The organism is Bradyrhizobium sp. i1.15.2 (assembly GCF_040548425.1).
Taxonomy (GTDB): domain Bacteria; phylum Pseudomonadota; class Alphaproteobacteria; order Rhizobiales; family Xanthobacteraceae; genus Bradyrhizobium; species Bradyrhizobium canariense.
The window spans coordinates 1-18,506 of the sequence record NZ_JBEPRQ010000029.1 but is presented as its reverse complement, the minus strand read 5'-3'; the positions used below and the strand labels follow the sequence as shown (position 1 = coordinate 18,506).

At 57.6% G+C, this 18,506-nt stretch carries 9 protein-coding genes and 6 pseudogenes; 10 read left to right on the top strand and 5 right to left on the bottom strand.

Going from position 1 to position 18,506, the window contains the following annotated elements; translation table 11 throughout:
• Positions 1-40: 40 nt before the first annotated feature.
• The 5 genes and pseudogenes from ABIB80_RS32865 to ABIB80_RS32845 all read left to right on the top strand — a co-directional run.
• A pseudogene (locus ABIB80_RS32865) lies at positions 41-1,477 on the top strand (ISAzo13 family transposase); the annotation flags it as partial.
• On the top strand, positions 1,460-1,870 hold the full coding sequence (locus ABIB80_RS39475; protein ID WP_502918757.1) for a DDE-type integrase/transposase/recombinase: 411 nt from the start codon (positions 1,460-1,462) through the stop codon (positions 1,868-1,870). The pseudogene ABIB80_RS32865 and the gene ABIB80_RS39475, both read left to right, overlap by 18 nt.
• A pseudogene (locus ABIB80_RS32855) lies at positions 1,867-3,064 on the top strand (transposase); the annotation flags it as partial. The gene ABIB80_RS39475 and the pseudogene ABIB80_RS32855, both read left to right, overlap by 4 nt.
• Positions 3,065-3,574: 510 nt before the next feature.
• The gene (locus tag ABIB80_RS32850) at positions 3,575-3,940 is read left to right on the top strand and encodes a hypothetical protein (protein ID WP_354128996.1); all 366 of its coding nucleotides are present in this window, start codon (positions 3,575-3,577) and stop codon (positions 3,938-3,940) included.
• A gap of 15 nt (positions 3,941-3,955) precedes the next feature.
• Positions 3,956-4,354 carry a helix-turn-helix domain-containing protein gene (locus ABIB80_RS32845; RefSeq protein ID WP_279692399.1) on the top strand — a complete coding sequence of 133 codons (399 nt, stop codon included), beginning with the start codon at positions 3,956-3,958 and terminating at the stop codon, positions 4,352-4,354.
• 614 nt (positions 4,355-4,968) lie between these two features.
• On the opposite strand, the gene ABIB80_RS32840 is transcribed toward ABIB80_RS32845, so the two are convergent.
• Together ABIB80_RS32840 and ABIB80_RS39470 are read right to left on the bottom strand one after the other, a co-directional pair.
• Positions 4,969-5,235 carry a protein-tyrosine phosphatase family protein gene (locus ABIB80_RS32840; protein ID WP_354128995.1) on the bottom strand — a complete coding sequence of 89 codons (267 nt, stop codon included), beginning with the start codon at positions 5,233-5,235 and terminating at the stop codon, positions 4,969-4,971.
• A gap of 394 nt (positions 5,236-5,629) precedes the next feature.
• Positions 5,630-5,808, bottom strand: a pseudogene (locus tag ABIB80_RS39470) (outer membrane protein); the annotation flags it as partial.
• Between the two features lie 11 nt (positions 5,809-5,819).
• Between ABIB80_RS39470 and ABIB80_RS32835 the strand changes: the two are divergent.
• Both ABIB80_RS32835 and ABIB80_RS32830 read left to right on the top strand, forming a co-directional pair.
• A pseudogene (locus ABIB80_RS32835) lies at positions 5,820-5,999 on the top strand (IS66 family transposase); the annotation flags it as partial.
• Positions 6,000-6,258: 259 nt separating this feature from the next.
• Positions 6,259-6,686 (top strand): annotated as a pseudogene (locus ABIB80_RS32830) (YbgC/FadM family acyl-CoA thioesterase).
• A 9-nt stretch (positions 6,687-6,695) separates the two neighbouring features.
• Here ABIB80_RS32830 and ABIB80_RS32825 read toward each other — a convergent pair.
• The 3 genes and pseudogenes from ABIB80_RS32825 to ABIB80_RS32815 form a co-directional block, all read right to left on the bottom strand.
• A complete protein-coding gene (locus tag ABIB80_RS32825; RefSeq protein ID WP_354128994.1) occupies positions 6,696-7,085 on the bottom strand; it encodes a hypothetical protein in 390 nt (129 codons plus the stop codon).
• 658 nt (positions 7,086-7,743) lie between these two features.
• The gene (gene speD, locus ABIB80_RS32820) at positions 7,744-8,136 is read right to left on the bottom strand and encodes an adenosylmethionine decarboxylase (RefSeq protein ID WP_354128993.1); all 393 of its coding nucleotides are present in this window, start codon (positions 8,134-8,136) and stop codon (positions 7,744-7,746) included.
• 50 nt (positions 8,137-8,186) lie between these two features.
• A pseudogene (locus ABIB80_RS32815) lies at positions 8,187-8,665 on the bottom strand (transposase); the annotation flags it as partial.
• A gap of 632 nt (positions 8,666-9,297) precedes the next feature.
• Between ABIB80_RS32815 and ABIB80_RS32810 the strand changes: the two are divergent.
• From ABIB80_RS32810 to ABIB80_RS32800, 3 genes are all read left to right on the top strand, one after another.
• Positions 9,298-9,726 (top strand): hypothetical protein, encoded by a 429-nt coding sequence (locus tag ABIB80_RS32810; RefSeq protein ID WP_354128992.1) that lies wholly within the window; start codon positions 9,298-9,300, stop codon positions 9,724-9,726.
• Positions 9,727-10,482: 756 nt separating this feature from the next.
• The gene (locus ABIB80_RS32805) at positions 10,483-16,947 is read left to right on the top strand and encodes a non-ribosomal peptide synthetase (protein ID WP_354128991.1); all 6,465 of its coding nucleotides are present in this window, start codon (positions 10,483-10,485) and stop codon (positions 16,945-16,947) included.
• Positions 16,940-18,367 (top strand): MATE family efflux transporter, encoded by a 1,428-nt coding sequence (locus tag ABIB80_RS32800; RefSeq protein ID WP_354128990.1) that lies wholly within the window; start codon positions 16,940-16,942, stop codon positions 18,365-18,367. The genes ABIB80_RS32805 and ABIB80_RS32800 overlap by 8 nt, the downstream gene beginning before the upstream one ends.
• Positions 18,368-18,506 lie beyond the last annotated feature (139 nt).

Here is an 18,506-nt window from a genome sequence, read left to right as displayed (position 1 = left end):
AGGATTCACAATGATGACTCGCGCGACGTGGCGTCGTGGGATGATTCGAGCCGCTCAGGCGCGCGCCGCGCGGAAGCGCTATCAGGAGATGGCCCCTGTTCTGAATGAACAGAGCCTCCGGCGCTTTGTCGCCCTGGGCGCGAAAGCGCTGGGACACGGCGGGGTCAGCTTGATGTCCGGATCAGCGGATTGGCGCGGTCGACGATTTTCACGGACTTTCTGACACTCGCGACAACGTGGCGGTTCCGGCTGGACGCGTCCGTAAGGCGGGCTGCGGGCACAAGAAGAAGTCATCCCGGGATCCAACCCTCGCGGCCAATCTCAAGCGCCTGGTCGAACCGGTGACGCGGGGCGATCCGATGCAGCCATTGTTGTGGACGACCCGCAGCCTGCGTAACCTCGTGACCGAGCTGGCGAAGGAGGGTCATAAGGTTTGCACGACGGTTGTCAGCGAGCTTCTGCGCGGCATAGGCTACAGCCTGCAAGCGAACAACAAGGCCCGAGAAGGCGGCCAGCACATCGATCGCGACGCGCAGTTTCAATACATCAACACGCAGGCCACGACTTCCTGGCGGCGAACGAACCGGTCATATCGGTCGACACGAAGAAGAAGGAATTGGTAGGCAATTTCAAGAACAACGGCCGGGAATGGCGTCGCCAAGCCAGGCCTGAGCTCGTCAACATTCAAGCCTTTATCGATCCCAAGCTAAGCCGCGCCGTGCCGTACCGCATGTACGACATCACCAATAATGTCGGCTGGGTCAGCGTCGGCACGGACCACGACACCGCCAGCTTCGCGGTCAATGCGATCCGCCGATGGTGGCGGACGATGGGGACGAAGCGTCATCCGACAGCCAAACGCCCGATGATCACGGCCGACGGCGGCGGCAGCAACGGGTCTCGTGTGCGCCTGTGGCAGGTCGAGCTTCAAAAACTGGCGGACGAGCTCAAGTTGCCGATCAGGGTTTGCCACCTGCCGCCCGGCACCAGCAAGTGGAACAAGATCAAGCATCGTCTCTTCTCCTTCATCACCATCAACTGGAGGGGAAAGCCACTGCGTAGCTATCGCACGATCGTCCAGCTGATCGCCGTGACGACAACAGATGCCGGCTTCAAGGCGCGCTCCGAGCTGGACGAAAGGAAATATCTCGCCGATTGGGGCTATCTTTATCCCACCGATGACCTGGGGAAGTCGCAGCGTACGTCGCTGCAGGGGCCAGAATACATGCGCCTGATGCGCAAGAGGACCAAGCAGGCTGGCGTCACCATTTTAAATCATAGTCCTGCGCTCGAACTGCTCGTGGACGACAATGGCGCCGTTGCTGGCGCCAGCGGCCTGCGCCGGCGCAAGCATGATCGCTGGACCGTGCGCGCCGAGGCGGTCGTAATTGCGACCGGCGGCTGTGCGCTCCTTAGCAAGATCCCGGGATCGAATGTTCTGACCGGCGATGGCTATCTGATGACCGCGCAGGTCGAGCGGATGATGCAACGACACGGTATCTGCGCCATCATGGCGCCGCCGCGCCGGGTGCGCACCACCGACAGCCGTCACGACCTGCCGATCGCACCGAACCTGATCGCACGCGACGTCACGGCGGATGCTCCGAACCGGGTCTGGCTCGCTGATATCACCTACATCCCGACCGCGGAGGGGTGGCTGTACCTCGCGGCCGTCATGGACCTGTTCGGCCGAACGATCGTCGGCTGGGCCATGCGGGATCATATGCAGGTCGAACTCGCATCCGCAGCCTTGACGATGGCGACCCAGCAGCAACGGCCCCAGGCCGGGTTTGATCCATCACTCCGATCGCGGCATCCAAGGCGGAGTCAAACGGTCGTCGCAACGATCGGAGGTTGGAGGTTGCGATGAACGTTGTAATGCGACGGCTGTCTGTTGCAGGACGCAATGAGCAGAATAGATTTTGGCGGGCGATTGCCGCGGGGCTGAGCAGCGAAGCTGCTGCACTCGAAGCCGGATCGACACAACCTGTCGGAAGCAGATTATTCCGAAAGGCAGGCGGCATGCCACCAGCGATGTTCAGAACTTCGGCAAAAGGCGCTCTCCGGGCGGTACTCTCGTTGATTGAGCGCGAGGAGATCGCACTTCTCAAGGTGCAGGGCCATTCCATACAGGAGATTGGACGTCGCTTGGGGCGCGCTGCTTCGACAGTCTTCTGTGAACTGCGGCGCATGCGGCGCGGCGGCGGGTTGGAGTATCGGGCAAGAACTGCCCAGTGGCATGCAGATCGATCCGCCCGCCGGTCCAAGCCGACCAAGGTTACGCTGAATGCAACCTTGCGCACTTATGTGGAGGAGAGACTTGCTGGCGGCGTCGTTGCCCCGACCGGCGCTCCCGTTCCTGGTCCCGCCGGTCCGCGGAAGGAGGGCCGGCATGGCCCGCGCAAGGATCGGCGGTGGGCGCAAAGCCTGGAGCCCTGAGCAGATTGCCCGACGCTTGCCGATCGACTTCCCGGACGACAAGACGATGCGCATCAGCCACGAAGCTATCTATCAAGCTCTCTTCGTTCAGGCCGCGGCGCGCTGCGCCGAGAGCTGACGGCGTGCTTGCAAACCGCGCGTGCGTTACGGATGCCTAGGGTACGCGTACGCAGGCGAGGCAAGGCAAGGCAAGGCAAGGCAAGGCAAGGCAAGGCAAGGCAAGGCAAGGCAAGGCAAGGCAAGGCAAGGCAAGGCAAGGCAAGGCAAGGGCTTTGTCTGCCCGGAGATCATGATCAGTGAGCGCCCGGCTGAAGCTGCCGATCGAGCAGTGCCGGGACATTGGGAGGGAGATCTCATCCTCGGTCTTGGCAGCTCGGCAATCGGCACGCTGGTCGAGCGCACGACGCGCTTCACGATGCTATTGCACCTTCCTCTGTTGGCGGGGCATGGCGAAGCTCCGCGCGCGAAGAACGGACCTGCGCTCGCGGGGCACGGGGCCGAAGCCGTGCGCGACGCGATCACGCGCACCGTCATCACCTTGCCCGAAGAACTGCGTCGTTCGCTGACCTGGGATCAGGGAGCCGAAATGGCTCAGCACGATCGTCTCAAGATCGATGCGGGTATCCCGCCGTAACGGTTCGGCCGTCATCGGCCGCCTCGGCGAATCTTCTGAGCAGCAAAAATGCATCCGATCAATCAGCCGCCGCGCCCGCCAGGGCAAGCGAGTCGGTATTGGCTCCGCCGATTGTGTCTGCAGTGCCGAGAAGCGACTCATGATCTTCTTCTACAGGTCCTCTCAATTCATGGGCTCTCTTTTGTCCCGTTCTTGGTCTTTTCGATCATGCCGCGCCGGCTGTTGAAGGTCCGGTGTTAGAAGCGAAGCGAACGTTAGGATTCCGATTCCGTTGTAAATATATGACTATTGGTAAGTCCCGGCAGGACTGCGACCCAACGGTCATGAGCCCCGGAAAGTATCTTCGTTCGCCTGGTAAAATCCCTTATATTGAGGGCTTCCCCGGTCTTCACAGTTCCAGTTTGCGCGTTACAGTTGCATCACGCCGTCGACTACATTTATAGCTTCTTTTTCCAACATTCGCCTTGATTCGGGGTTGACAGAATATAAGGAATTCCATATATGCTTGTTTCATTCGAGGATCCCGGATTGGGAGACGCGGCTGATGAGTTGGAGCAGCTTGGGCACAATTTCGCTTGCGAGATCCTGCTCTACCTGCAGAAAGTCCACAGCGGATCGGTGGATAGCAGGGATCTGTTGCCCTTCTATACGTATAGGGGCGTCGAGATGTTCCATGCTTCCGCGGCGGCTAAGTTTGCGATCTTTGCTGTCGAAATTGATGATGATGGCGATGTGACGGTAACGCTAATGCTCGCGGCTGAGCATGGCGTGCTGATGTACGCTGGAGGGTCTTCCTGGAATGGCGGCGATTATAACGCTTTGAAGGCCGGAATACTGAATGCGCGAGCTTCAGTTTGGTTCGTATGAAGAGTGGAGGCTGCAATGGTCAAACTCAAAGTCGACAAAAGTCACAAACGTAGAGTGCGAGCCGTTGCTGAGGTTAGCAGTAAGGGGCGTGGTCGTTCGCTTGCTGATCTGGTCGAAAGAATCGAAAGAGCTGATGCAAGCCTTGCAGCTGAAAAGGAACTGTCGAGTGCGGCAATGCGTGCTGGCGAACTAGTTCGGGCCATGCGCAAGGATGCCAGATTCTCTCAGTCACAATTGGCGGATAAGTTGGGTATTAGCCAGGCTCGAATTAGCGAAATCGAATCGGGAGTCGGGACCCAGGGGCCAACTTGGGATCTGATGGAACGAATTTCGGTTGCATGCGGCAAGACGCTTGGCGTTGCTGCCTCTAGCGATGACCTAGAACTCGCGGCGCACATGCCAATGGCTGTGTAGTCTGATCCGTCGATGAGAGCCTGAGATACATGGCGTACTCTTGGTGGGACGCTCTCAAAGACGTGCTCGGCGCCGCGAGTCCGGTATGTATCGCCGTGCCGTGGTTCAGAGATTTTTGGCTGCGCGCTCGCAGATCGAAACTCGAGCGAGTCGAGGCAACAGGACGGCTTGGCAGGCTGAAGGTGTCTGTCGAAGGTTCAATCCGTCAGAAAATTGAGTCCCCCAAGCTGGCCGACATAGTGTGGACCACACTTGGGCTAGTGTTAATGTTCATAAGCTTCTTGATTGCCATTATTCAAGGCCTCGCTGATCTCTTGGGCGGAACTTAATGCGGCGTTCCCCAATGAAGCGTGCGTTCAGAACACTGGTCGGCATCTGCGCGCGGTAGTTGTTGCGGCATGTTTCTCACCAAAGCCAGAACGCGCTAAGCCGATGATAGCTCCGTGGGCCAGGCTGACGCGAACCTGCAACCAGAAGGCCGTGTGGTGTAGATCGCCAATCAGATGCGCCAGGAAGAACAGCGCTTCAGCTTTGGTGGCGACATTGAAGGCCGACGGGGAGGGGCGGTTTAACAGCACGGCGACCGCAGCATTAATTGCGGCTACGATGTCATGCTAGTTGGTGCCTTGATAGTTACGGTCGAAACGGCCGCGCTGGATCGCGACGTCATCAAAATGATGGGTGGTTGTGACATCCCATCTCTTCATCAAACTCATGACCGTGATCGTTGCGGTGCGTCGTATAGCTGCACTGCACGAAATCCGCGAAACGCACGCTTCCATCAGGCCATGATGGTCCTCGAAGGCTTTGCAAGGCGCCTCAAACGCGTCCTCGACAATGTATTTAAAACTGATGTCCGCCCGTTTGTGGACGCTCTTCACGCAATCTAGCCAGGGCCTGCCGTCCGCAGGTCAGCGCCCAAGATCGAGGCGACCTGAGCTTTGGCGTTAGTCAGCAGCATCTCGTCCGCAATAGCGCCCACGATCTGGTGACCGTCGGCATTCCAGGCCTGTGCCGCAACGTAGGTGTCAGCAACTACCGATCCGATCTTCCTGCGGTTGGATGCCCCGATGGCCTCGAAGTAACGCCCCACGACCCGGGGGCGAACGCAAGGTCTGTCCAAGGAGCTGGGCAAATCCCGAGGACGGCCAGCATGCCCGGCTTTGCGGTCTGCCGGAATGCATAAGACCGTTTATGGTTCCTGTACATGAGACCAACAGGTCAAAAAAAACGGCCCAATGGCCGGGGCTTTCGATCCGTCGTTTGAACGATAGATCAGTATTTGAGAAGAATCGGACCGCCGGACTTATAGTTGAGCCGCGCAGTCATAACATCGAAATCCTGGCGGATGCGATCGCCGCCCAGTGAACCACCAGCAACGGTGAAGTTCACGTCGGCATCCGCATAAACAAGTGGTCGTATTCGACGCTCACCGACCAGTTCGGCGCGAAGCCGAATAGAGGCGCCGATCGCCAGCGAAGCGGTACGTCGTATCGAAATGCTCTTCGAGATCGAGCGCATTAACAGCCAAACGCCGGAGCAACGGCTTGCCGCGCGCCGTGAACAATCGCGGCCGCTCATTGCCGAGCTTGAAATCTGGATGCGCCAGCAGCGAGCGTTACTCTCCGCCAAGAACGATACCGCCAACTGCACTTATCTATGTGAATGGAAACGGCCACGTGGCCCCAGCGGACTTCGCCTTGCGAGCGCCAGGGCCACGCCCTCCAATCCAGTGGCAAACAGGGTACCACAAAGCAGTCGGGACTGTGCCGGGCCAGCTTATTGGCGATTGATGCCTCAGTGTCTATCTTGCCTCTCACAGTTGCATGGCGCGTGACCGTGGTACGTTTGGTCGCAAGGCCGCGCCATTGTGGGTCTACCAATGCGACTCTAGAGGGACCGATTTGCCCGACCTTGACGGCGAAATCCGGGACGGCGGGCACCACACGCAAGTCCGCGTTTATTTCGAGGACACAGATTTCAGCCAGATCGTATATCACGCGAACTATCTACGCTTCATGGAGCGCAGCCGAACGAACTACCTTCGGCTTCTGGGACAGATCATCGCAGATTGTTCGAGGCTAGCGGCGAGGAGCTGAGCGGCTTCGCCTTCGTGGTGCGTTCTATGAAACTGGACTTCTTCAAACCTGGCTATATGGATGACGTGATTGATGTGATCGCGGCTCCTGAGGTGAAGCGGGCTTCGATCGCGCTGCACCAACAGTGCAGGCGTGGAGCCGACTTGCTAGTCGAGACGCGTGTGCGTGTGGCCTTCGTCTCGGCTGGCAAAGCTCAACGCATCCCCGAGGGATGCCACGGAAGCAAGCGTTAAGGGTGCTTCTCAGGCAGGCTGATTCTTGGCTGTGGTAAGACGCCCCCAAGGATCGGCGCAGCCAGCTGGAAAACGGCTTTTCGCGTCCGTCGCCTGTGCAATAAGGCGCGCAATTCCGTCCAGCGTTTGCCGGACGTTGATTTGGCGTGACAGCCGTTGATAGCGGGCGATCTTGGCGCCGTAAGGGATGCACTGCTCACACATGGCTTCCGCGCAGAGTCCAATTCCCGCAACCACCGATGCTTGGGATGGCAAGCCATACAGAGCCCCGGCCTCCGATGTTGGGATCTCGGTCGAGACCTTGGTCGTTCGAACTGCTTCATCAAAGTCGAGCGGCGGGATCGGAATTCCGTGGCTCGACAACTTGCTAGCTGTCGCGAACACGATCTCGCGGAGCAATCCTAGCCTGCCATCCGCGGTGCGGGTTGAGGCCCCGCTTATTGTTGCGCGTGCCGAACGACCAGACTCTAGATTCCCGACTTGACCTGATATCCCTACATCTGGTTGGCCTAAACCGTCGACGGAAAATTAGGTTCGGACCTGCTCGATGGACTGCCACATCGCAGGACGGACACTAGCCGACATGCAACGGCGCAGGTAGGTATGTCGCCCCTGGCCGAGTATGTGGATATCGCGCGTTGCCTTTGTCCAAACATGCCAGGCCTGGAAAGAAGATGGCCACTCGCCGGGAGACCATGCCTGAGGAAAACTCGAAACAGCCTGTAAACCAGCACTACGTGTCTACCTGCGCCAGTTCGCCAATGATCATGGGAAGGCTCACCACATCTTCGATCGGCATCCAGCTCGGGACTGTATGGATCCCGACGCGCTCGAGGCGGCATTGCGCAAGATTTCGGTGAGTCGATCCTCGACGTTTCCTGGCTGACTCAGCTTGATGTTGTTATCGTTGGACATGGCATATCGCTCCTTCGGTGGAGAAGTGGAGGCCTCAAGCACCCCCACATGCCGCCTTCCCGATTCCCACCGTCACCAACTTTCAGCGATAGCGCGCGGGCGGAAACATGACCGGCTATTCCAAGGAGATCGATCATCTGCTTCAATGCGTTGGCATGATCGACGCACCTCTCCGGAAGCTGCGAACGTCAGACCGTTCGGGCTGAAAGGCCTCAACTAGAATTGGCACGGCGCCCGCAGGATCGCTGTCGCCACATACGAAAACATCAGCGGCCGCGTAGGACCTCTCAGGCCAAGTATGCAAGGTAATGTGCGATTCAGCCAACAAGGCTATTGCGGAGACGCCGTGACCCGGACAAAACTTATGAACGTGAAGGTGGAGTAATGTCGCACTCGCCGCACGGATGGCTTTTCGAATTGCGTCTTCCGCAATGGCCGGGTCGTCGAGGTTCTTCGCTCCCCATAGTTCGATGAGTATATGCGTCGCACCGGTAGACAGAGCCGGTGGGGCGTCCTTCTCGTCATCAATAGTCATTAAGAAATCTCCATTGAATTATCGGCCCAATGAGCTGAGCTATTCGGGATTTAGGTGACGAGGTGATCAGGCGCTTGGCTTGCCGGCACTTGCATGCTCTCAATGACGCGTTGAATCCGAATTGCGACGACCTTGGGCCGATTTGTGCCTTTGAGCCGCCGCCAGGTCCTTGATGCGGCGATCACCAGCTTGAATACCATCAGCTTAGCGGTGGTTGGCGACAAGGAGGCCTTCGGCCGCACGGTCCTGTATCGCCCGCTGGCGAACACGCGCTCGATGAGTTTGGTGGTGCGCAAGTGATCCCAGTGTTCGGCAAGAAAATCGTAGAAGGCCGGCAGCGCTTCGCGATCCTTGACCAGGCATTCGACCGCCCGGCCGTACTTGGCGCAATCGGCGAAAACGTCGGTCGCCGCTTCGGCGGACGCTCGGTTCGCGCCCAGTAGACCTCGCGCAAATCCTTCCTCATGGGGGCCTGCACCGAGACTGAGAGCTTGTCCAGGACGTTCACGGTCTTGTGCACCCAGCCGCGGCATCGCCGACATTGGCCAAACTCGTTGTCATTGATGACGGCGCCCTCAATTGTTTTGCCAAGCCACACCTCCCTTGAGGGCGTGTGGCGCTGCGCGCCAAAGGCGTAACCGAGGCGACCGGCTCCGGTGACAAAGACGTTTGGACTCGCCTTGGGCTCAGTACTATGCCGGACGCGGCGAGGCGGGTATTTGTGCCGTCGGAGATAGCACTGCTGGCTTCGAGTTTGAGGCCAAGTACCCAGCTATTCTTCTGCCAGTCGTAGCCGATCTGGTCGCCTGCCAGAAAAACAGGAGTATCGCCGCCGCCATAGACTGACGGACCGCAGGGATTAGTGAAGGATTTTTGGCCGTAAGCACGGCCGGCGTGCCCGCCAATGTGTCCTCCGGACCAGCTCCACAGAGCCGATGGCAGTTGTACGTCCGCCGAATTGGCTGTGCCGCTTGCGGTGATCGTCGTCGCTCCCCAAAAACGAACTCCAGATCGCATCAAACACTCCGCGGCGCTTTCCCGATCCACTACCGATCGAGCTGGCACCGGTGATGGCACCACGAATGAAGCAAGCAGCGTGCCGCTTGGAAGTGCGCGGTCTCCAGTTGCTTCGTACCGGGTGGGTACGTCACGTTGTGGACAATGGTCTTAAAGCTGACCGTCCGACAGTATGCTGCGCAGCAGGAAGCCCCTTTCCCGCTGCGGCAGCAGAAGGACACTTTTGTTGCCTTGGACGGATTTTCGATCAATCGAGACACATGCCGTAACGGCGAAAGCCAATGGATATCGTCGGCGAGCGGAGCCGGTTTGGAGCTGGACAGTTCTACCCACACAGGATCGCACGGCTACGCCGCGGTCATCGAAATCCGGCTCGTGGGAAAAACCGTCACGAGGGATCATCACGCAACGCGGCAGGCGCAGGAAAGGCTCATCATCAGCGTCTTCCAGCTTACCACGAATACGAGGACGGTAATAACAGTCTGGCTCCGGCTTCGCCGTAGTGCTAAGCGGCTTGGTCGCAACATTATTCGTATCGGTTCTGCTGTAGGCGCCGAGACGAAGCTTCTGTGACGCGCGAAGAGAACTGCCGAGCATGCATGTCGTGGAGGGTAAGCGAAGGCGCTACGCGCAATTCGATTCCGGTTCGGAAAGCCGTATCGGAACGCCCTTTGGCCTAGACTGGACGTCGCCTGCGGGTCCGCAGCAAACGTTTCTGAGTGAATTTTCGTTTGCACCAAGGCGGACGACTGCGAACATCAACGGATTAAGGAGCTCGCGGCGGATGGTTCTGCACGCCTACGAGTCGTTAGGCTGCCCCTAGCTATCTTGTGATAGCCACGAGCATCAAAATGTTTGAACGCTTAACGACTGTCCTTCAACGGCTATGGCAAACAACGCCGGCCTCGTTGAAAACGGTAACACACCTCTGTGTTCGTTCTTGCACAATCGATGTCATCGCTTAGGCGCCGCAGGCGATCTGCAGCCTGGCGAGCGCCAAGTCCAATTTCATGAGGAAAGCGCAAATGCAAGAAACCACAAGCCGGAACGAGTCTCTGAGCGCGTTGGTTGCGAGTGCCATGCAGGCTATCGCGTGTCTACTACAAGAACCGGGAGATGCCAACGCCAACTTGAGGCGCTAGCGTCCGGTCGTGTTCCCTGCCGATCATCGAGGAAATCGAAGCGAACGCAAAGGACGAGAAGCTGAGAATGGGAGAAACGACACACTATGACTGGCAGAACCAGGGCGGCTACGCAATGCACACCTCAATCAGGATCCCCGGTGTTCTGATTTGAGGGCCGCAGACGGCGACGAATGGCGAGACGCGTATGCCCACGGAAGATCGATCAGGCAAAAATCGGCTTGTGGAACGTCAGCCGGTCGACGCGATCACGGCGATCGATCGCCTTGCAAGATCGGATCCGGAGAGGGTTGCGCTGAGGTACGGCGCAGACGAACTTACGTACAAGGCGCTGCGAGTAAGATCGGAATCCCTCGCGAGGACGTTACGAGAGCGGTGCGCTCGCGGCACAGTGATTGGCTATTGGGGTGAGCGGGACCTCGACTGGGCGACGGCGGTGGTCGCAATTTTGAAGGCTGGATCAACGTACCTGCCGCTCGATCCATCGTTACCGGCTCCGCGTACATCATTCATGATCGAGCAGAGTCGCTGTGCTCTGATTATGGGGCCAGGCCAGCTGGATTCGGCCAGCCCAATCCGGGCGAGCAGCAAAGGCGCCACGCAATTCATGACGATAGAGGCGGCGCTGCGCGAGGGCCAGACTTCGTCTGTTGTGCCATCATGGAGCAAGGATGGACTCGCTTACATTCTGTTTACCTCTGGTTCAACGGGCCGTCCTAAGGGGGCAATGATCGAACGTGCAGCCCTAAACAATCATCTGGCGGCAAAGATTGATGCCCTGACCCTCACTCGGACGGATTGCATCGCGCAGACGGCATCGCACTGCTTTGACATCTCGTTATGGCAGCTTTTGGCGGGGCTTTGCGTCGGAGGCTGTACCGCGCTCATTGATGATGCGACACTGAAATCGCCAGTGTCGCTTCTCAAAGCGATTCAGGGACACGGCGTGACGGTAGTTCAACTCGTTCCGTCGATGCTTGCAGTATTTGTTGAATATTTGCAGCCGCTTGCGGCGGCTGATCGAGCTCTGGACGGTTTGCGGATTATTTCGACGGTCGGAGAACCTTTGACACCCGCACTGGCGCGCGCGTGGCTTGCCTTATATCCGCGGGTCCCTATTCTCAACCACTACGGGCCGACCGAGTGCGCGGACGGCGTCACGCATCATCTGGTTTCCGCGCCGCCTGCGCTGGCTGACGCTTATGTGCCGATCGGCAAGCCGATTTCTAATCTTGAGGTTTATATCGCCGACGGGCCCCGGCTGTGCAAGGCGGGAGAGGTCGGTGAAATCTGCGTTAGCGGCGTTGGCGTCGCTGCTGGTTACGTCAATGACGACGTCCGCACCAAGGATGCCTTTGGGCCAAACTGGTTCTCAAACGTTCCGTCCTTCCAGCGCCTATACAGGACGGGCGATCTCGGGCGCGTTCGTTCCGATGGTCTTTTGGAATGTCTCGGTCGACGGGACCGTCAGGTCAAAATCCGCGGACACAGAATTGAGCTAGGAGAAATCGAGGCTCGCCTCTCCGCTCATCATTCGGTGCGTGGCGCCGTCGCGGTCGCGTCCGTCTGCGCAGGCGTAAAGCTTATGGCGAGAGACATAACCAGGGCCGAGGGGGAAAGCGGGACGAGACGACTCATCTCGTATGTGTCCGCTCCAGCTGAGGTAACGGAAGGCGAGCTTCAGCACTTCCTTGCTGAAGCGCTGCCTATCTACATGCTCCCAGACAGAATCATCCACGTCGACGGTATTCCACTGACCAGTAATGGAAAGGTCGATTTTGGAGCTTTGCCCGACCCGACCAGTCTTCGCCCTCCATTGCCGACGCCATTCGAGGAGCCGCAAACCGACCTCGAAGCCCAGCTGTGCCAAATTTGGTCCGGTGTTCTGCGCATTGAGAACATTGGTGTGAATGATCAGTTCATAAGCCTGGGCGGAGACTCGCTCCGGGCAATGCTCATATTAGGCCGTTTGCAGACCCAGCTCGGAGTGAGAACGGATTTCAGGCTGGTCCTGAATGGAACGATCCGATCTCTTGCGGCTTCGATCTCGGCGCGAGCCGAATCTAGGCCGTGCACAGCACCGGCCGGCGGAAAGCTTACACGATCGCCTCTGACGCGAGTTCAAGAGCACCTGTGGTTTCTTTCGCAGCTCGATCCGTCTGCCAGGAACTACGTCATTCAGGGCGGCCTGCGAATGCGGGGCATCATCGATCTGGCCGCGTTCAATCGCGCCTGGATTGATGTCGTTCATTCCCATCAGGCACTTTCGGCACGCTTTATCGACGAGGACGGTCCGGTTCAGCTTTTTGATGCTCCGCATTGCGCAAGTCTCGAATTGACTGATGCATCTCATCTCACGTCGCAGGGGGCTGAGAAGCTGATCGCAGAGCTAAGGCGAACAGAGCTGAACGGCAGCTTTGATCTCAGCCAAGGTCATCTCTTTCGCGCGCGTATGATCAGTTTTGGCCCTGACAACCATCTCATACTGATCACCGCTCACGAAATTATCATCGATGCCTGGTCGATCTCTGTTCTGCTCAGGGACCTTCGACAAAGGTACGTCGATGCCGCGGCGTTTCTGCCAGAGAACCGAGTGTCACTCTCGACCTACGCGGTCTGGGAAACACAACACGCTACTCCGGAGGCGCTTGCCAACCAATGTAGCTATTGGCGTCGTCAGATTGGTGATGATCCGCCGGTGCTTTCGCTTGGAACGGCACGGGCGCGGCCGCAGACAAATTCGTCTCGCGGCGCATCGCATGCGGTGCTACTTGGCAGCGATCTATCCCATCAGATAAGGGAGTTTGCGCGCCGACATAGGTGCACCACGTCGACAGCACTCCTCGCATGTTTTAAGCTTCTGCTGCGGATGTATAGCGGTCAGGATGATATCATCGTTGGCATACCGCACGTCGTACGGGATCAACCTGGCAGTGCCGAAATTGTTGGTTTCTTCCTGAACATGCTGCCCATCCGCACCGCGATCGATGTGGGCCAGTCCTTTGCGGTTCATGCCTTGCGCATCCAGGCTGTGGTCAGCGATGCCATCGCAAATTCGGCATATCCGTTCGGCTGGATAGTAAGGGATACCAGGCTACATCGCGAAGCGGGACAATCACCGATCTTCCAGGTTATGTTCAACATGTACTCCGAGGCGGCGGAGCCACGTGGCCAACATGAGTTGGATCTGACATTCCGCGAATACGAGACCGGCTACGTAAAATTCGATCTGACATTGTACGCACAAGATCAGGGCGAGGAAATTGCCCTCCAGCTAGCGTACGCGGAAGACATATTTTCCAGTGATCTGATTATCCGCATGGCCGACAATCTGCGCCGTCTGATTGCAGCGTGCATTGAGAAGCCGCTTACGCCCATTCAAGATCTGAGCTGCCTCAGTGAGTCAGACGTCACTATGCTGGACGCGCTAGAGGGCTCGGCGCAGTCATATGAGACCGAATGTCCGCTTGTCCGAGCGTTCGAGCAAATCAGCGTCTCTAATCGCAGCGAGGTGGCGTATTGTGGTGATTTTGGTGAGATCACATTCGGCCAGTTGCGTGAGCGCGTAACAGCTATCAGGTCGTTACTGCAGACTTCTGACGTGGGGGCTGGCGACATGGTCGCCATGCTGGTCGACCGGTCGCCTGACGTTGCCGCTGTTATTCTTGCCGCACGAGCTTTGCAGTCCATTGTTGTCCCTATATCGCCGGATTATCCGCGTGATCGGATCGAACATATCCTGCGAGATAGTCAAGCAAAGCTTTTGGTTCACGCAAATACCTCCGAGCCTGCTTTTGGAGTGACGTCGAGATCTTTATTGACTCTAGAAGCGTGCGGCGCGCCCGCGCGCGATTTTGAGTGCAGCGACAAACCACCAGATCAGGGAATTGCGAGCCTTATATACACTTCGTCCTCAACCGGGAAGGCGAAGGGAGTTCTTATACCGGAATCGGCAATTCTCAATCGACTGAACTGGATGTGGCGACGCTTTCCGTTCGATAGTACCGACGTGATGGTTGTCCAGAAGTCCGCATCAATTGTTGCGTCCGCTTGGGAGTACTTTGGGGGCCTTTTGAGAGGCGTGCCCGCGCTGATCCTAACCCAAGAGCAGTTGCTGGATCCAGATCTGTTGTTGTGTACGTTGGCGAGACATCGCGTGACACACTTGTTTGCCTCGCCGCCACTCCTGTCCGGGCTCATTGCTTCCCAAGAACGGCGCTCGCGACCGACCGCCTTGCGCTTGGTCACAAGCAGCGCCGAACCGATGCCGTCCTCGCTCCCTGTTCGCTGGCGTGAGTATTTCCCGGACGTGCCGTTGTGGAACTTCTATGGTGCTACGGAATGTGCATCCAATGCGGCAGTCTACGAAACATCGAATGCCTGCGACGGCACGTCGCACGTCCCCGTTGGACGCCCAATCGATAACGTCAAACTCTACGTGCTCGATGCCCAGTTGAAGAGAGTCCCGGTCGGAGCCGCCGGCGAACTCTGCATCGCGGGACGCTGCGTGAGCGCTGGGTACTGGCGGGATCAAGATCGGACCAACCGCTGTTTCGTGCCGAATCCGTACGACGGCGGGCAATACGGCGTTCTTTATCGAAGTGGCGATATCGCGCGCATCTCAACAAACGGCCTTCTCGAGATTTGCGGCCGATCGGACAACCAGATCAAAGTACGGGGCTTTCGCATCGAGCTGGAGGAGGTCGAAGCGGCCCTTGAGTCTCATCCGGCAATCGCAAAGGCCGCGGTCGTCGCAGAAGACATCGATGACCATCGTCGCTTGACGGCCAGCTTGGTTCCGGCTCGCGACGGTCTAAGCTCTGCAGATATTGTCACCTATTTGCGCCACACATTGCCATCCTACATGATTCCAGCCGCCTTTCGTTTGGTTGATAGTATCCCCCTTACGGCGAGCGGAAAGATAGATCGTGCTCGCCTGTCGTCCGTTCCTTACTGCGAGGTCGGGCCTGTTCCATCTGCTGAGCTCTGCACGAGGAAGGAGCGTATTCTTGCTGGGATCTGGCAGGATCTATTAGGCGCCAAGTGGGTCGGACTCGATCAAAACTTCTTTGATATCGGCGGCGACTCTCTTCTGAGTGTGCGCTGCGTCACGCTGGCGCGCAAAGCCGGGCTGAATCTCACTGTCGACCAACTCTATCGAACACCGACCATCAGGGAATTGGCGACAGACGGAGCGGCAGTTACACTCGATACCTTCCTTTCCGGGGATGGCTCATTGCCAGTTACCCCCGCAATCTCATCTTGGAACCGTCTTGTCGGCTTCGATGAGCATTTCAACATCGGCGATCTGTTCTTCTTGCCCGGCGCCATCCTGAATATCCGAACGCTGGAACGCGCTCTTGCCCATGTCATGGATAGGCACGAAGGCCTCAGACTCCGTATTGCGCGAACCGGCGATGGTCTACGTCTGACAATCGGGCCTTCCGTGGCCGAACGCCTCGTGGAGGAGATCGATCTTGTCGGAATGACCGACCCACAGCAGCGTAAGGCAATCGAGAGCATCTCAGCAAGACGTCAGCACATGTTTCGGTTTGACGGCCAGACGCCTCTTGTTAACGTCACGGTGTTCCGCACATCGGAAAGCGGCGATTACTATCTGCTGGTCCTGATGCATCATTTTGTAGCGGACGGGATAGGCTATCGACTGTTCCTGGAAGCATTGGATGCGGCGTACGCCCTTGCCTCAGGCCACGCCGTGAGTGTTCCCGAGAACATACAAATGCTCTCTGCATGGTTGAAGCGCCTTGAGCACTACGCGAACAGCGAAGCGCCAGCCGAACTCAACTACTGGGAGAGGATTGACTACCATCAGTTCAATTTGCACGTCAGCGCCACCTCATCGGGCGGCGCGAGCGTTTCGAAAGTGACCGCGAGAGAGCTTCACTATGCACGCCTTGAAGGTCGCATGGATGAAGCGAATCGCCGATCCCTTTGGGAAGATCAGGGCAATTACCATCTTGAGATTGACGAAGAAGCGACAGCTGATCTCCTCAATATTTCAGCCAGATTGGCGCATTGTCAGGACTTTGATGTGTTTCTTGCCGCCATTTCTGGCGCCTTTGGACGCGTTTTCGGCAACTATTCGCTCTGGATTGATAGCCTTACCTCAACCCGAGGTCGGCTGTTTGACGATCTCGATCCATCTCAGATCATCGGCCATATCAGCGAGCTCGTTCCGCTTCCCTTGAGTCTCACCGGAACGGAGCCCCGTCCCGATCGTGCTCGTTCAATATACCGCCAGCGCAATGCCCTGCCGCGCGGAGGAATAGGCTTTCGGGCCATGAAATTCCTAAACCGAGATCCAGCCGTGCGGAGCCGGATCGATCGCCTGCCCTTACCCAGGCTTGGATTGAATTATCGAGCGGGTTTGCAGCGCCATTTTCCACGCCGTCTCCTAGCCAAGAATCCTTCTCCACTTTGGATCGGCGAAGACATGGATGAAGGGGCCGTGATTCACCTCTTCTGGTTCGATGTCGGATATCAAGCCGGCCATCTACAGATCGAAACGAGGTATGATCCAACCCAGGTCGGTTATGAGGTGACCCGTAATCTTTGCATGGTGTTGCAACAGGAGCTGTTGCAGACGATCAGCGAATTCGGAAGAGCTGGGGACACGTTCATCCATGAATGAGCCGGATGCGAAATTGGCCGTCGAGAGCGATCGCGATGTGATGCCAAAGAAAAAGCAGCACATCGATCTATCGGATCCCAATCTCTCGAGCCTTATCCTGCGGCTCGCCATTCCGTCTGTTGTTGGCTTATCGATCCACGCGTTACAGCAGGTCGTCAACGCGATCTTTGTTGGCGCACTTGGCGCGCAGGCGATCGCAGCTGTCAGCATGACCTTGCCGATCGTGGTCCTGCTCGCGGCAGCCGGACAGGGGATCGGTGTTGGAACAGCGTCGTTCATATCTCGTCATCTTGGCGCTGGTGAGTACCTGGAGGCGAGTCGAGGCGCGAGTACTGCACTCGCGCTCGCCGCCCCGATCGGTATCATTGTTACCGTCGCTCTGCTTCTAAACCTGCGAGGGATCTTCGTAACGCTCGGGGCAAGTCCAACCATCATGCCCGTGGCGCTCGACTACGCGGCGACGCTTTTGTTCGGGTACACCCTGATGCTTCTAAACATTGTCAACGGCTTCATCGTCAGAGCCGAAGGCAACACACGATTCAGCATGTGGACGATGATTACAGCCTTCATACTGAACGCTGTGCTTGATCCCGTCTTCATATTCTTGCTGGACTTCGGTGTGCGAGGCGCAGCCCTCGCGACGCTGGTATCTCAAATCGCTGCTATTAGCCTCTATATCGCGTATTTTGCGAAGCTTCGCGGGATAGTCCTCATCGGGATAACTCACATCTCGTTGCGAGCAGATCGCATCAGACAGCTCGCGTTCATAGGGGCGCCGTCGACCATGACCAGTATTTTATCTGCTATTGCCGTTATGCTCTTGTACGGAGCTGCTGCGCCGTTCGGCGACGATTCCATCGCGGCCGTGGGAATAGCAGTGCGAATCTTGACGATGGGTGCACTGCCTATCACCGGCTTCTGCATAGGCTCTCAAGCTGTCCTGGGTTTCGCTTGGGGCGCACGCGACTTTGCTCGTGTATTGAAGGCTGCGAAGTTCATGCTCTCCATGACTGTCGCTCTTTCCGTTGCGTATTCTGTGGCCGTTGTGACTTTTGCGCGGCCTTTGGTCAGACTGTTCAGCGATAGCGATAAGGTCACGGAAATTGCCGTCTCGACCTGCATCGTCTTCCATCTCTTTTTTGGATTTTTTGGTGTTGAGAGTTTCGTTGCGACGATGCTTCAGTCGTTCGGGAGAGCGCGCCTCAGTGCGGTTGTGTCCTTGGCAAGGCAGGGCTATCTCTTCATACCGGCCGTACTGTTATTCCCGGTCATATCGGGTTTCAACGGACTGTTGGCCAGTCAAGCAATCGCTGAGCTGGGCGCCGGAATGATCGCGCTGTTTGTCACGTTCCACCAGTTCGCTGAGTTCAGACGAGCGCTCAGGCATCCTACTTCAAGAGCGATCGAGATCGCGGGTTGACCTGACAAGGGACATCATCGGAGCTCAGAGCATTAGGCCTACATAGTCGTCCGTGAAGAGCGGCTAAGCGATTGAGCTAGGATCGCATTTGACTTTGTGGACTGTTTTTGGAATGCAGGATTTTGATGCTTGGGGCATC

What these genes read in the sequence shown, in the direction of transcription:
- ABIB80_RS39475 (WP_502918757.1), top strand. Translation starts at nt 1,460, where the DNA reads ATGACCGCGCAGGTCGAGCGGATGATGCAACGACACGGTATCTGCGCC.
- ABIB80_RS32850 (WP_354128996.1), top strand. Translation starts at nt 3,575, where the DNA reads ATGCTTGTTTCATTCGAGGATCCCGGATTGGGAGACGCGGCTGATGAG.
- ABIB80_RS32845 (WP_279692399.1), top strand. Translation starts at nt 3,956, where the DNA reads ATGGTCAAACTCAAAGTCGACAAAAGTCACAAACGTAGAGTGCGAGCC.
- speD (WP_354128993.1), bottom strand. Translation starts at nt 8,136, where the DNA reads ATGACTATTGATGACGAGAAGGACGCCCCACCGGCTCTGTCTACCGGT.
- ABIB80_RS32810 (WP_354128992.1), top strand. Translation starts at nt 9,298, where the DNA reads ATGGTCTTAAAGCTGACCGTCCGACAGTATGCTGCGCAGCAGGAAGCC.
- ABIB80_RS32805 (WP_354128991.1), top strand. Translation starts at nt 10,483, where the DNA reads ATGCCCACGGAAGATCGATCAGGCAAAAATCGGCTTGTGGAACGTCAG.
- ABIB80_RS32800 (WP_354128990.1), top strand. Translation starts at nt 16,940, where the DNA reads ATGAATGAGCCGGATGCGAAATTGGCCGTCGAGAGCGATCGCGATGTG.